We start from the raw sequence: 13,668 nt of genomic DNA, 5'->3' as shown, positions 1-13,668 counted from the left end.
AATTAATCATACAATTGGATCTATCGCACAAAGACTGATATCTTCGCGCCTCTTTGCCATTCTTCACTATGTTAGAGCACTATGCGCGGTAACTCGGTCACTCAAGCCATCTTATTATTGGTCTTTGCCAATTTCTTAGCTTCACTCTCGGATGTTTCACTTAAGGTCCTTAATGGTGAGGTGCCCACCTTTCAGTATGTGTTGATCAGGCAGATCATGAGCCTGCTGATCATTGCGCCATTATGGCTGCGCCTACCAAGGGAAGAGCGTATGCAGGGTTGTGGCAAGATTAACTTTTGGCGCTCGCAATTTATTTTGATTGGCAGCGGCTGCGCTATGGTGGCGATTACCCATTTAACCTTGGCAACGGCGAACGCGATGTTTTATGTGGCCCCGTTAATGATGCTGCCATTGTCGATCATCTTTTTGAAAGAGATGCCTCCGATGAAGAAGGTGATCGCAACGGGTATTGGCTTTATTGGCGTGCTGGTGGTGTTAAGACCTGAGCATTTTCATTGGGCGGCGATTATTGCCTTGGGTAGTGCTTTGGCGATGGCGGTAGGCAATATCTTAATCAAGCGCTTGCCGGTTTCTCAGTCAGTGGTGTCGACGCTGTTTTGGACTACCGCTTTAACGATCCCTGGAGCGTTTTTACTGGCGCTACCGAATTGGGGGCCCATTGAAATTCGTCACCTGTTCTGGATCTTAGCGATTAACTTTTTTGTATTGAGCTATCACGCGCTGGTGGTTGTGGCGTATAAAAAAGCCCCAGCAAGTCAGATAGCCTTGGCAGAATATTCAGGTCTGGTTTTTGTTACCCTGTTTGGGATCATGTGGTTTGACGAGATCCCAGACCTGTTGACTATCATTGGTATTGCGATGATTGTGGTTCCGTTAATGCCCATCCGCTGGCGCAGAAGAAAAAAACCCACCGACAAGGCTGCGGACATAGCTACCGATGTAGCCTCATAATCTAGCGTTATAGCTAGGGCTAGGGGTAGTACACAATATTTTGAAAGCGCACGGTTTCAGTTATGGCTTTGTAGCTGTGCGCTTGATCTGCAAAAAATCGAACACACTCTCCTTGCTGTAATGGGTGCCAGTCACCGTCGAACCACATAGCGAGCTCCCCCGATAACACGACAATGTGCTCAATGACCCCATGGCTGTGAGGTGTAGAGTCTTGCTGATGAAAGTCTGTAAGCTGTATTTCAAACATTTCAAACTGGGTATCGCCTTGATAGCCAAACAGCGTATCGACCTTCATCTTACTGTCGTTGGGAAAGGCTTGGGTGTGCTGACGCAGTTCTTTGTTTGTGGCAAAGAAAGAAGAAAAGGACACCTCTAGCCCACTGGCAATTTGCCAAAGCTTATTGATGGTAGGGCTGGATTCACCTCGTTCAATCTGCCCAAGCATTGCTTTGGACACCCCAGTGAGCTTTGCAGCAGCGTCTAGGCTAAGCTGTTTATCCAGACGAATTGATTTTAACTTCTTTCCCACTTGCTGCTTAAATAGCTGTTCTGACACTTGATACCACGCTCGTTTTCCCTGCTTATCCTTTATTAGTTTAGAGCTGTACGTTATAGCGCACAAGTGCTATCTTTTGATTTGTGCGTTATTACGCACAAAGGATGCTGTTTATAGTAATAGGGGAAGGGCAAGGGTATGCACGTCAGTCAGTATGGTCAAAAGATCCATCGCTTCTTTAATCTATCTCATGTTACCGCAGGGTTTATTGCGGTGTTGGTCGGCTATACCAGCTCTGCGGTCATTATCTTTCAAGCCGCTAATGCAGCGGGTGCCAGTGCTGAGCAAATCAGTTCATGGCTGTGGGCGCTAGGTGTAGGGATGGCGGTGACCACTATAGGCTTATCCCTCTTTTATAAAACCCCCATATTAACGGCATGGTCGACACCTGGGGCTGCATTACTGGCAACCTCACTAGACGGCGTTAGTCTCAATCAGGCGATAGGGGTGTTTCTGTTCTCATCCACCCTAATACTGGTGTGCGGCCTAACGGGTTGGTTTGAAAAACTGACTCGCCATATACCAAGCTCTATCGCTTCTGCCATGTTGGCCGGAGTCTTATTGCAGTTTGGTCTAAATGTGTTTACGGGAATCGCCATCGACCCCTTGCTGGTGGGCGGTATGCTCATTGGCTACCTTGTTCTAAAACGATGTGTTCCTTTGTATGCCATTCCCTTGGTGCTGTTGATAGGTGTCGCCATAAGTTTGACTCAGGGTTCATTAAGATTAGAGGGCATCAGGTTGGAAATGGCCGCTCCTGTTTGGATTTCCCCAGAGTTTTCTTTATCTGCGCTGATAGGCATAGGGATCCCCTTATTTGTGGTGACCATGGCCTCACAAAATGTGCCGGGTATTGCTGTGTTGAGGGCGAATGGCTATCAGACGCCATCGTCTCCACTTATCTCAACCACCGGATTCATGGGCGTGCTGATGGCACCGTTTGGTGGCTTTGCGTTTAATCTGGCTGCCATTACTGCGGCTATATGTATGGGAAAAGAAGCGGGCGAAGATCCTAAAACGCGTTATATGGCATCGGTATGGGCAGGCCTGTTTTATCTGCTCACTGGGCTATTTGCGGCAACGGTAGCGACGCTATTTTCGGTCTTTCCGCAAACCTTAGTGTTTACCATAGCCGGACTCGCTCTAGTGGGAACCATAGGTAATAGCCTTGCTATTGCGCTAAATGACGCGAGTGAAAGAGAGCCAGCCTTGCTTACCTTTTTAATGACCGCATCTGGCGTGTCGCTTATGGGTATTGGTAGTGCTTTTTGGGGATTGTTATTGGGTATTACCGCTTATGCACTTTCTTCAGCAAGTCGCCGTGAATATGCCTAGAATTGAATGAGTTAGTGAACCCTTTGTACAAGGATTGATGGCGTTGAAAAAAGTATTGTTATTGGTTACTCATATAATCGCGATTGGCTTTGGTTTTGCCCTTGGTATTTACGCACTGCCGATTTTGACCGCACCACCGGCACCAACGGAACAAATCATTCAGCATTTTGATAAGGCTGAGTTTACCGCAAGCTTTGATAAAGAGCGCCAAGACAGCGACTTTTTCCATTGGGGAGAAGGAAAGGTGATGCTTAGCGCAGAGCAAATCTCCTTTGTGGGTGAATTAGCGCCGGGCCCTGACTACAAGTTGTACCTCTCTCCAGACTATGTAGAAACAGAAGCCAAATTCAACCAATTAAAACCACAGATGGTGCAGGTGGGAGACGTAAAAAGCTTTAACGGCTTTAGTCTCACTGTCGATAAGTCCATCGACCTTGAAGATTACACGACCGTGATTATTTGGTGTGAAAGCTTTGGCGAATTTATTACCTCCGCCAAATACAGAGACTAGGTCTTATACTCGCTTCCCCCTAACATTCAGGGGGGAAGCGAGTAATTAAATAGGTGATAAGCGCTTAATCAGACTCCAATACAGGTTTTTCAGCAGTAGCAAAAAGCCTATGGGGATCAAAATGGTTTTTAGCGTGAACATTGCAATCAGGGTGAGTAGATTGATGACTAAAGACTCTGTTTTTTCCTGAAGTTCATCAAAGCTTTGTTGCATCTCTTGCTTGGTTTGTTCAAAGCCATTGGTTACGTTATTCCACGTTCTTTTCGCGCTGCCCAGTAGGCTATCATCTTCCTCGTACTCTGCTGCCTTTCCGTCAATCAACTGCTGATTAAACTGATGCAAATCTGTGGCAATAAAATCGGTCTGCTGGGTGATCTGTTCTGTTTGTTCATTTAAAAACAAGGTATCGACTAGGCTATTGAGCAATAGTGTTCCTACTAGCAGATATCGAGTCAGACAGAGGACAAAAAATAGCGACTGTGTGAACTTCAAAAATCGACTAAAAGACGATACCCACAAGGTAACCAAATAGGCAAAGGCACTGATGGCTATGGTTATATTGACCAATTTGGCTGAAAACACATCCAGTAAGATTTTCTGTAAGCCCAGCGATGCTAAAGCTGTGGTAAGTACGGTAGAAGTCGACTGCAGTATCTCTGTTGCGGGCGATAGAATCTCCCCAACACTCACTGTAAGGAATGGGACGCTGATTTCAGTGCCTTTCAGCATAGATATGACAGCATGAATACTGCGCACCGATGCAAAGGCGACGACGCCTTGCTCTAAGGATTCGTTGAGTTTGATATCGGCGTAGTGATCCGCAAAGTTTAGCACTGCGCCAATGGTGAGAAGCAGAGTAATTACGGTAAGGAGTGCGCGGTTTGATTTCGGAGATGAAGGCGCAGCAGTGTCGTTTTTTAAAGGTGTTAACTCACTCATTTTTCTGGGCTCGAGTTTGGTCAATTAATAAGGAGCAGGGATTTGCTTGATGACGTTGGCAATACGCTTCTGAGTCTCATTATCCAGAGTCAGTTCGAAGGCTGCTAGGTCTTCCTTTAGCTGAGACATGCTCGTCGCGCCAATAATGCTAGAGGTCACCCCCTGAACGCTGTTACACCACGCTAACGCCAGTTGCGCTGGAGTAATGCCGATGTCTTTGGCGATGTCAGCGTACTGCGCTACGGCGCTGTGTGCGAGTTCAGTGCTTCGGTAGATGTTATTTGAGTTCATTAAGCTCCAGCGACTGCCTTCAGGGCGAGCGCCATTGGCATATTTCCCGGTTAACAAACCACTAGCCAACGGTGACCAAGGTAGATAAGCGACATCCGCATGATGGCAGTGTTCAATCAAGTAGGGCCAATCCTTTTGACACAGTAGGCTGAACTCGTTTTGTATGGAAACCATCTTAGGTAGGCTGTGTTTTTCGGCAAGCTCTAGATAGGTGCTGATGCCCCAAGTCGTTTCGTCGGATAGCCCACAATGGCGAATCTTACCTGCGGTAATACATTCGTTGAGCGCCTGTAAGATCTCTAGCATTTGTGAGCGCTGTGAGCTGACGTCAACGTCTGCGAAGCTGAAGGTATTTGGCCATTGCTTACCAAAGTGAGGAGAGGTTCTGTTTGGCCAGTGCAGTTGGTAAAGATCAATGTAGTCCGTTTGCAGCCTCTTTAACGAATTCTCTACCGATTGAATAACGGCTTCGCCAGTAATAGGGCCACCATCGCGAACCCAATGCATGCCGGGCCCTGCAATTTTTGTGGCAATAATAGTCTCTTGACGCTTAGCTTGATTGCGAGCGATCCAGTCACCAATGATGGCTTCAGTTTTTCCGTAAGTATCTGGAGTAGGCGGGATGGCGTACATTTCTGCGGTGTCGATAAAATTGACGCCTTGCGCTAGGGCATGACTGATTTGCTCATCGGCATCTTGTTGATTGTTTTGCACTCCCCAAGTCATGCTACCTAAGCAGACGCGCGATACTTGCAGTTCACTATGGCCAAGTTTGGCGTATTCCATGTGGGCTCTCCTCATCCTGATTATCTCTTTAAGATACTCTATGGCACTCGCTGAAACCAGTAACTTGAGTTATCTTGGAGTTAAGCTTTCTGGCAACTGTAATGGATGGATGCTCTTTGCGCCCACATCAAATTAAGATCACGACCTTCAACCTGTTTAATTACCTAGCGCCTCCGGGGGCGTATTACGACTTCGAAAACATCTATAGCTTTGCCCATTGGCAGGACAAACAACATTGGACACTCCAGCAAATAGAGGCTTCGGATGCCGACGTGATTGGTTTTCAGGAGATCTTCAGTGCCGTTGAATTGGAAGAGCAGCTCGCTAGCATAGGTTATCCGTATTTTGCGGTGATTGATGAGCCAAAGGTCGAGAGTGATTTTATCCATTCAGAGCCAGTGGTGGGCATTGCTTCTCGCTATCCATTGCTGTCGGTCTCTGCGATTGAATCTGACCCTACGGCATCGGCAGAGTTAGGTTTTGCTTTTAGCCGAGCCCCCTTGCATGCACTTATCGAATTGCCGGTTATTGGTAAGGTGGATTGTGTGGTGGTGCACTTTAAGTCTCAGCGGCCTAAAGCCCTGAGCGTCGAAAACCCCGGCTTGAAGCCGATTGAGAGTTGGCGTTCTACCATGCAAAGGGGGCTTGAGGCTCGTTTTATTGATGCTTTCTTTGCCCAGCGTAAGCGCAGCAAAGGTTACCCTCAGGTATTGATGGGAGACTTTAATCGAGATTTATCCAGTGCCGAATTTTCTTGTTTCCATGCGACTCGCGATGATGAAACAACAGGACTTGGCGATTCGAAGACCGTTTTAGCACAAGAGCCACCAATACAAGCCACACACTATTATGGCGCAAAAGGCAGCGTCCTAGACTACATCATGCTTTCAGAGGAATTTGATCGCAATAGTGCGTCTTGTTTGTTTGAGGTGAGTCATTATCAGGTCTCTGATAGTCATCTTGTAAACCCTATCTATGCCATCGACCGTATGGCCAGCGACCATGGCATTGTGACTATCACACTCACAGAGCGAGATTAGATTAGCTAGTCCACTTTATATCAAGCAGCGGTTTTGATTCTGGATTAAGCAATAATGCCTGATTGCCCGTTTGAACTAATTCGGTTTCAATGGGCAGCAGTGCAGGGCGCTTAAAGTTGACTTCGACCTCTGCTGGCGCAATATCCAGAGACACTAGCGAGCGAGCCAATAAATAGAGGCCGTGGGCGATGGGTTTCTTAAAGCCGAAGGGTGCGGATGTCAGCCTGTGCAAATGGATGGGATTGTAGTCGCCCGATACCCGTGCATACCCGCGAACGCTTTGCTCTGTTATCTTCAGCCGAGCAATATGCTGAAAGGCACTAAAGTCGTCCGCTATTGGCGCAGGCTTATTTCCTCGCTGGCTACTCGTGATGGAAAAATAGAGGCTATCGAACCCACACACTCGTTCATCATTTTCAAAAAACTGTACACATAACTCAAACTCTATGCCTCGAGCCTTGCTTTCAACATGGCCAACCGAAACAGTGACATCGTAGTTTGCTCTAGTATCGATCTCCTTATGTCGATAAAAACGAATTCCAGTGTGGATTAACCCTAATGTCTTTAGCGGAAACTGATTGTCGGTGAGTAGATGCAATTGCGCCTTTTGGCTGGCAACAAATAAATAGGGCAAGGGCAGCTGCGCATGAGTAAAACCACAATAGCGTTGGTAGCTTTGTAGGTGCGTTTGGTCAAAGTGAAAATCTTTTACGGTGAAATGTAATTGTGGGATAGCGGAACGGGATTGAGATTTGAATAAAGTTCTGCCCAAAATGCGCAGATTGCTCGGCAAATTATTATATTCAATGGTTTTTTGTGACATTAATTGCTTATCCCTAAGTACGGTTTACTTGTCTATTCATGAATGTTAGCAAGCATTATTAAAACTATCTTATTGAAATAACGTAAATTTTATCCAGCTCTCGATCTTAAGTAGTTAACCAGTTGCATAGTTGTAATGTTAGATTGCATTTATGCCTATTGCGACACTCGCTCGTTTGACTTAAATTTAGTGGCACAGGTGATGGGGTTCCACCTACTTAACCGCCGACCAGTCGGCTAATGACTCCTACCAAAATCGGAAACAGTGACTCATGGTCTTTATGACCTTTGAGGCTAGTACCTTGTAGTACTCGGTTTGGTAGGGCGTATCTAATCCATCTTGCAACCAATCCTTTCTCGCACTGTTTTCCCAACTTTATTCATTTGTTAGAGCGGAAAACATTATGCATTACACAAACGAAATTCAATCAATGTGCCCAATTCAACGTGGCGACCTACATGCTTCTTCTCCTATTCCAGTAGAAGGCCGTATGATCAATCCTAAAGAGGTTATTGCAATCTCTGGTCTAAGCCACGGCGTAGGTGCATGTGCACCTCAGCAAGGCGCTGCTAAACTTACTCTCAACGTAAAGCAAGGCATCATTGAAGAAGTTCTAATCGAAACCATTGGCTGTTCAGGTATGACTCAATCAGCAGCAATGGCATCAGAAATTCTTACCGGCAAAACCATTCTTGAAGCAATGAACACTGACTTAGTGTGTGACGCTATCAACGTGGCAATGCGCGAAATCTTCCTTCAGTTTACCTACGGTCGAACTCAATCAGCATTTTCAGATGGCGGTCTGGAAGTGGGTGAAGCACTAGAAGACCTAGGTCAAACTCTTCGTAGCCAAGTGGGTACTAGCTACTCAACTAGAGCGAAAGGCGTTCGTTACATGGAAATCGCAGAAGGTTATGTAACGAAAATGGGTCTTTCGGTTACCAATACATGAACCTTGGTAAATTCATGAAAGCAGTCAACGCTGGCGTTGATGCTGAGACAGCACTGGCACAAGCTAGTGGTCAGTATGGTCGTTTCGACGAAGCTGTTAAAACTATTAACCCACGTCAACAATAAGCGAAGAGGACTGAATCATGAACAACGCAACTCAAGCTCTACTAACCGAAATGAACATGAACTCTTTAGAAGAAGCGTTCGCTTATTGTAAAGAATTTGGCATCGATACCCGTGAACAAGTCATGGAAACTCAGCCTATCGCTTTTGAAAGCGCAGTTGAAGCGTACACTGTAGGTACCGCTTACGCTCTATTCACTGATAGCAAGACTTCAATTGAAGCGGCAAATGCCATTGGTAAAGGACTACAAGCGTCTTGTAAACCAGGCAGTGTGGCAGACCAACGCCAAGTTGGTATTGGTCACGGCGCGCTAGCCGCTCGTCTTCTAGATGAAAAAAGCACCTGTTTTGCTTTCCTTGCTGGCCACGAGTCATTTGCGGCAGCAGAAGGCGCAATCAAGATTGCACTTAACGTAAACAAAGCACGTACTACACCGCTTAAAGTTATCCTTAACGGTTTAGGTAAAGATGCAGCATACCTAATCTCACGCATTAATGGCTTCACTTACGTAAGAACTCAATACGACTACGATACTGGCGAGCTTAATGAAGTAGAACGCCGTCGTTTCTCTCAAGGCCCACGCGGCGAGATCATCTGTTACGGTGCTGACGATGTACGTGAAGGTGTCGCTATCATGCGCAGTGCAGGTGTTGATGTAAGTATTACTGGTAACTCTACTAACCCTACACGCTTCCAACACCCTGTAGCGGGCATCTACAAAGCAGAATGTAATCGCGAAGGTAAAGCGTACTTCTCTGTAGCATCCGGTGGTGGTACTGGTCGTACTCTTCACCCTGATAACGTGGCAGCAGGTCCTGCATCATACGGCATGACAGATACTATGGGTCGCATGCACGCTGACGCTCAGTTTGCAGGTAGCTCTTCAGTACCCGCACACGTTGCAATGATGGGCTTCATCGGTATGGGTAACAACCCAATGGTGGGTGCATCTGTGGCTCTTGCAGTAGCGGTTGATGAAGCGCTAAAAGCAAAAAGAGCTTAGTAAAGTATTCTGGAAGTTAGCTGTCCATCCCTCTTGTTTATTCATGCGTTGTCGTGAATTACAGCTAACTTCCAGTCTTATGCCCAAATAGATGGATCTCTACCGCCAGATTGATATCTATTGTTATTAGGATGAGCTACGAGCTACGAGCTACAAGCTACAAGCTACAAGCTACAAGCTGCTAGAAGCTAGAAGCTAGAAGCTAGAACCTAGAACCTAGAAGCTAGAAGCTAGAACCTAGAACCTAGAACCTAGAACCTCCAACAATACCAAGACAACTAGTGATACCGCTCATTGCTTTTTGCTTGTGGGCACAAAGAGCAAACTCTTTCCGATGGGTTTGCTCTTTTTCCTTTTGTAAATTAACAAGTTCACTTGTAGAGTTGTCACATTGTAGTATTCAAGGATGAATCAATGTCTGCGTTTTTGGCCGGCTTTTCTATTGGTCTATCACTCATTTTGGCTATCGGAGCGCAAAATGCCTTTGTCATAAAGCAGGGCTTGCTTAGGCAGCATGTGTTTTGGGTCTGCTTGGTATGCGCCGTTTCAGATGCTCTGCTGATCAGCGCAGGTGTCGCAGGCTTCTCTGTGGTCGTGAAGGCTTACCCTCAAGTGGAAGATATTGCGCGATATGGCGGTGCATTATTCTTGATTGTGTATGGCACAAGCAGTCTGTGGTCTGCGTTTAAGAATAAACATACATTAGACCCAACCGCTAAAGCGCCATCCTCATTAAGTAAAACCCTCACCGTTTGCCTCGCCTTTACCTGGCTCAATCCTCATGTCTATCTTGATACCTTAGTGTTATTGGGTTCAGTGTCTACTCAATATGGCGCAGATAAAGACTTATTCGGTATCGGGGCGGTGTGCGCATCCTTTGTTTTCTTCTTTAGTTTGGGATACGGCGCAAGATTATTAACCCCTTACTTCAAAAAAGCCCATACTTGGAAAGTACTTGAAGGAGCGGTGGGCGCTGTGATGCTAATACTCGCTATCGAATTATTACGATAAACTTCTAGGTCAACAGACCCTAACAACCGACAAGGAAGTGACGGTGCCAGAACAGCAAGCGAAATTCGTCGAAGGCTCAACCATGAGGCATATCCTGACGATGTCGGGGGCCGGTTCCATTGGTTTAATGTCGCTATTTATTGTCGACCTCCTAGATATGATGTTCATCAGTATGCTAGGGCAGGTTGAGCTGGCAGCGGCAGTGGGCTTTGCAGGAACAATCATCTTTTTCTCCACCTCAATATCTATTGGTACCTCCATTGCCATGGGCGCCTTGGTATCGAAAGAGCTTGGCGCAAAGCGCGTTCAAAGTGCTCGTCATCTTGTTATCAATGTTTTGGTGACGGCCTTTTTGGTCAACGCGGTAATTACTGGCGTGATGACCTATTACATCCCTGAGTTATTGCAGCTCATTGGCGCCAAGGGCGCGGCATTCGAGCATGCTAAAGATTACATGTATATCTTACTGCCAAGTACGCCCATTGTGGCTCTTGGTATGGCTGCTGGTGCCGCATTACGTGCTGCAGGAGATGCCAAACGCTCTATGATGGCGACTATATGGGGCGGGGTGGTTAACGCAATTCTTGATCCTATATTTATCTTCGTGTTTATGTGGAACGTAGAAGGCGCAGCTTTGGCCTCTGTCGTGTCGCGATTTACGGTACTGGCTTTTTCGTTAGCCCCACTGATCAAACACCATGACTTGGTTGGCAAGTTCCGATATAAGCAGTGGCTCATTAGCCAACGAGCGATATTTGCCATTGCGCTACCCGCTATCTTTACCAATATCGCTACCCCAATAGGCAATGCCATCGTCACCAGTTCCATTGCGCAATATGGTGAGGATTTTGTGGCAGGCTTTGCGGTTGTTGGGCGTCTGACACCGGTAGTGTTTGCCGCTATTTTTGCGTTATCGGGCGCGGTAGGGCCTATCATTGGGCAGAATTATGGAGCTGATCGCATCGATAGGGTGAAAGAAACGCTGTTGAATTCTTTAATCGTAGTCAGTATCTACTGCGTTACCGTAAGTCTTGTCTTATACCTCCTTCAATCCTTTATAGTCAGCGGTTTTAACTTAACGGGTGATGCTGATGTGTTAGTTCGAACCTTCTGCACCTTTGTCGCTGTGACTTTCCTGTTCAATGGCGCTCAATTTGTGGCGAACACCTCGTTTAACAATCTTGGTAAGCCTTTGTATTCCACGGCTCTTAATGTAGGTAAGGCGACCGTTGGTACTATCCCTTTCGTTTATATTGGCTCGGCTTGGTTTGGCGCGTTAGGCGTATTGTACGGACAGGCGGTGGGCAATATCGTCTTTGGCTTGATTGCGCTGGCCGCTCTTAGGTTTCATGTCCATCAGCTGAACAAGGAGGCGGCTGTTGAGGATGAGGTAGATGAAGGGTTGCACAGCGTTAACATGCAGCCGTTTTGTACTCATGATGCTGTGGTAATGGAAGAGCTTGCGAAGAATGATGAACTGGCAACAGAGCAAAAGTAATAAGACGCGGAGTTAAAAAAAGCCTATAGAGAGCCTCCCTATAGGCTTTTTTGTATTTTGTCGCTGTTAGCCCGCTAGGACGTCAGTTGCAACCTTGTAGCTAGGATCTTCTTTTACGTTGATCTCTACAAGGCTACCTGCTTTGTGCAGCAATGCACGGCAGTCTTGGCTAAGATGGCGCAAATGTAGCGTTTTGCCAACAGCGGAATAGCGCTCAGCCAGAGTTTCAATGGCTTCGATCGCTGAGTGGTCAGCAACGCGAGAATCAGCGAAATCAACGATCACGTCGACAGGGTCGTTGTGTGCATCGAACAGTTCTAAAAAGTTAGCCGCAGAGCCGAAGAATACAGGGCCGTGAATGCGGTATTCCTTTGAGCCTTCTTCATTGGTCTGGCTGCTTGCATAGATGTGTTTCGCATGTTGCCAAGCAAACATCAGAGCCGAAGCTATAACACCCACTGCAACCGCAACGGCGAGGTCAGTCAGCACTGTTACAACAGTTACTAGAACAATAACAAAGAAATCTTGCTTAGGTACGCGGCGTGCCAACTTGAATGTTGCCCACTCAAAGGTGCCGATAACTACCATAAACATAACGCCAACTAGCGCAGCCAGTGGAATCATCTCGATAAGCGCTGAAGCAAACAGAATGAATATCAGTAGTGCAACTGCGGCAACGATACCAGAAAGACGACCACGACCACCTGAGTTAATGTTGATCATAGATTGACCAATCATCGCACAGCCACCCATAGCGCCAAATACTGAACAGCTTAGGTTTGCGATGCCTTGACCCACACATTCGCGGTTACTCTTACCACGGGTGTTTGTCATTTCATCAAGAACCGTTAGCGTCAGTAGTGATTCAATTAGACCAATCGCTGCTAGAACGATGGCATAAGGCAAGATGATCTTCAGTGTCTCAAGATTGAATGGCACTTGAGGAATTGAGAATGTTGGTAGTGAGCCTGCAAGAGTTGCCGCATCGTTACCAGACATAGCACGTAAGAAGTCAACAACAGTGCGCGTATCAAGACCGCCAAATTGAACAATTAGGGTTACTGTAACTATGGCCACCAAAGAAGACGGAATTGCTGTGGTCAGCTTAGGAAGGAAGAAAATGATACCCATAGTCAGTGCAACAAGACCTAGCATGATCGTCATTTGACCAGCAGGAAGCCAAGTCATTACACCGGCAATATCTGGTGCTTTAAACTGTCCCAACTGAGCAAGGAAAATAACAATCGCTAAGCCGTTCACGAAGCCAATCATTACTGGATGAGGCACCATGCGGATGAACTTACCTAACTTAAATATGCCGGCAAGCACCTGCAATAAACCGGTAAGCATGATAGCGGCAAATAGGTACTCAACACCATGCACGGCAACAAGGCTTACCATTACAACAGCCATTGCGCCTGTCGCACCAGAGATCATACCTGGACGACCGCCGAAGATAGAAGTGATTAAGCCAACGATAAAGGCAGCGTATAAGCCAACCATAGGGTCAACACCTGCAACAAAGGCAAAGGCTACCGCTTCGGGTACCAATGCAAGTGCTACGGTTAGACCGGACAAAACGTCATTCTTGACGCTTTGAGCTGAAAACTGTGGAGATTCAAACATTTGTGTTATTTCATCTTTTGGTTTGGGTTCACGACCGGAGACTTAAAGAATAGTCGTGATAGTGGATACTTGCGGAATATGGTTACACCAGGTAACACATTCATGCTTGCTATTATAATTTTCGTCGGCGAATGCTAACGGAAACGAGGTTGAAGTGCAATCAAGGGATGAGAAACTGCAGTAATATCCAATAAAAAAAAGA

12 protein-coding genes, 1 pseudogene and 1 riboswitch are annotated in these 13,668 nt (G+C 46.5%); of the genes and pseudogenes, 8 read left to right on the top strand and 5 right to left on the bottom strand.

All coding sequences use genetic code 11. The annotated features are described in order from the left end of the window. Nucleotides 1-81: 81 nt before the first annotated feature. Nucleotides 82-972 (top strand): DMT family transporter, encoded by an 891-nt coding sequence (locus tag A6E01_RS08945; RefSeq protein WP_017027713.1) that lies wholly within the window; start codon nt 82-84, stop codon nt 970-972. 19 nt (nt 973-991) lie between these two features. Here the strand turns inward: A6E01_RS08945 and A6E01_RS08940 are convergent, their stop codons facing one another. Further along, on the bottom strand, nt 992-1,528 hold the full coding sequence (locus A6E01_RS08940; RefSeq protein ID WP_017027714.1) for a helix-turn-helix domain-containing protein: 537 nt from the start codon (nt 1,526-1,528) through the stop codon (nt 992-994). Nucleotides 1,529-1,666: 138 nt separating this feature from the next. Between A6E01_RS08940 and A6E01_RS08935 the strand changes: the two genes are divergently transcribed. Continuing rightward, nucleotides 1,667-2,863 carry a benzoate/H(+) symporter BenE family transporter gene (locus A6E01_RS08935; protein ID WP_017027715.1) on the top strand — a complete coding sequence of 399 codons (1,197 nt, stop codon included), beginning with the start codon at nt 1,667-1,669 and terminating at the stop codon, nt 2,861-2,863. 37 nt (nt 2,864-2,900) lie between these two features. Continuing rightward, nucleotides 2,901-3,374, top strand: a complete 474-nt coding sequence (locus A6E01_RS08930) for a DM13 domain-containing protein (RefSeq protein ID WP_017027716.1) — start codon at nt 2,901-2,903, stop codon at nt 3,372-3,374. A 45-nt stretch (nt 3,375-3,419) separates the two neighbouring features. On the opposite strand, the gene A6E01_RS08925 is transcribed toward A6E01_RS08930, so the two are convergent. Then, nucleotides 3,420-4,313 (bottom strand): hypothetical protein, encoded by an 894-nt coding sequence (locus A6E01_RS08925; RefSeq protein WP_017027717.1) that lies wholly within the window; start codon nt 4,311-4,313, stop codon nt 3,420-3,422. 24 nt (nt 4,314-4,337) lie between these two features. After that, nucleotides 4,338-5,390 (bottom strand): aldo/keto reductase, encoded by a 1,053-nt coding sequence (locus tag A6E01_RS08920; RefSeq protein ID WP_017027718.1) that lies wholly within the window; start codon nt 5,388-5,390, stop codon nt 4,338-4,340. A 101-nt stretch (nt 5,391-5,491) separates the two neighbouring features. Between A6E01_RS08920 and A6E01_RS08915 the strand changes: the two genes are divergently transcribed. Next, entirely contained in the window at nt 5,492-6,430 is a 939-nt protein-coding gene (locus A6E01_RS08915; RefSeq protein ID WP_065210102.1) for an endonuclease/exonuclease/phosphatase family protein, read from the top strand. A 1-nt stretch (nt 6,431) separates the two neighbouring features. Here the strand turns inward: A6E01_RS08915 and A6E01_RS08910 are convergent, their stop codons facing one another. After that, nucleotides 6,432-7,253, bottom strand: a complete 822-nt coding sequence (locus A6E01_RS08910) for a MaoC/PaaZ C-terminal domain-containing protein (RefSeq protein WP_065210101.1) — start codon at nt 7,251-7,253, stop codon at nt 6,432-6,434. A 188-nt stretch (nt 7,254-7,441) separates the two neighbouring features. Then, nucleotides 7,442-7,509, top strand: a riboswitch (Fluoride riboswitch). A gap of 147 nt (nt 7,510-7,656) precedes the next feature. On the opposite strand from A6E01_RS08910, the pseudogene A6E01_RS08905 reads away from it, so the two are divergent. The 4 genes and pseudogenes from A6E01_RS08905 to A6E01_RS08890 all read left to right on the top strand — a co-directional run bounded on the left by A6E01_RS08905 (nt 7,657) and on the right by A6E01_RS08890 (nt 11,840). Then, a pseudogene (locus A6E01_RS08905) lies at nt 7,657-8,330 on the top strand (iron-sulfur cluster assembly scaffold protein). Between the two features lie 17 nt (nt 8,331-8,347). Next, complete coding sequence (locus A6E01_RS08900) at nt 8,348-9,331, top strand: GGGtGRT protein (protein WP_065210100.1); 984 nt, start codon at nt 8,348-8,350, stop codon at nt 9,329-9,331. 414 nt (nt 9,332-9,745) lie between these two features. After that, complete coding sequence (locus A6E01_RS08895) at nt 9,746-10,342, top strand: LysE/ArgO family amino acid transporter (protein WP_065210099.1); 597 nt, start codon at nt 9,746-9,748, stop codon at nt 10,340-10,342. Between the two features lie 43 nt (nt 10,343-10,385). Next, a complete protein-coding gene (locus A6E01_RS08890; protein WP_065210098.1) occupies nt 10,386-11,840 on the top strand; it encodes an MATE family efflux transporter in 1,455 nt (484 codons plus the stop codon). 66 nt (nt 11,841-11,906) lie between these two features. Here the strand turns inward: A6E01_RS08890 and A6E01_RS08885 are convergent, their stop codons facing one another. Next, on the bottom strand, nt 11,907-13,466 hold the full coding sequence (locus tag A6E01_RS08885; protein WP_017027725.1) for a SulP family inorganic anion transporter: 1,560 nt from the start codon (nt 13,464-13,466) through the stop codon (nt 11,907-11,909). Between the last annotated feature and the right edge of the window lie 202 nt (nt 13,467-13,668).

Origin of the sequence: Vibrio breoganii, assembly GCF_001677275.1 — a bacterium.
GTDB lineage: Bacteria > Pseudomonadota > Gammaproteobacteria > Enterobacterales > Vibrionaceae > Vibrio > Vibrio breoganii.
This window is presented reverse-complemented; position numbering and strand designations above follow the sequence as displayed.

What these genes read in the sequence shown, in the direction of transcription:
- A6E01_RS08945 (WP_017027713.1), top strand. Translation starts at nt 82, where the DNA reads ATGCGCGGTAACTCGGTCACTCAAGCCATCTTATTATTGGTCTTTGCC.
- A6E01_RS08935 (WP_017027715.1), top strand. Translation starts at nt 1,667, where the DNA reads ATGCACGTCAGTCAGTATGGTCAAAAGATCCATCGCTTCTTTAATCTA.
- A6E01_RS08930 (WP_017027716.1), top strand. Translation starts at nt 2,901, where the DNA reads ATGGCGTTGAAAAAAGTATTGTTATTGGTTACTCATATAATCGCGATT.
- A6E01_RS08925 (WP_017027717.1), bottom strand. Translation starts at nt 4,313, where the DNA reads ATGAGTGAGTTAACACCTTTAAAAAACGACACTGCTGCGCCTTCATCT.
- A6E01_RS08920 (WP_017027718.1), bottom strand. Translation starts at nt 5,390, where the DNA reads ATGGAATACGCCAAACTTGGCCATAGTGAACTGCAAGTATCGCGCGTC.
- A6E01_RS08915 (WP_065210102.1), top strand. Translation starts at nt 5,492, where the DNA reads ATGGATGGATGCTCTTTGCGCCCACATCAAATTAAGATCACGACCTTC.
- A6E01_RS08910 (WP_065210101.1), bottom strand. Translation starts at nt 7,253, where the DNA reads ATGTCACAAAAAACCATTGAATATAATAATTTGCCGAGCAATCTGCGC.
- A6E01_RS08900 (WP_065210100.1), top strand. Translation starts at nt 8,348, where the DNA reads ATGAACAACGCAACTCAAGCTCTACTAACCGAAATGAACATGAACTCT.
- A6E01_RS08895 (WP_065210099.1), top strand. Translation starts at nt 9,746, where the DNA reads ATGTCTGCGTTTTTGGCCGGCTTTTCTATTGGTCTATCACTCATTTTG.
- A6E01_RS08885 (WP_017027725.1), bottom strand. Translation starts at nt 13,466, where the DNA reads ATGTTTGAATCTCCACAGTTTTCAGCTCAAAGCGTCAAGAATGACGTT.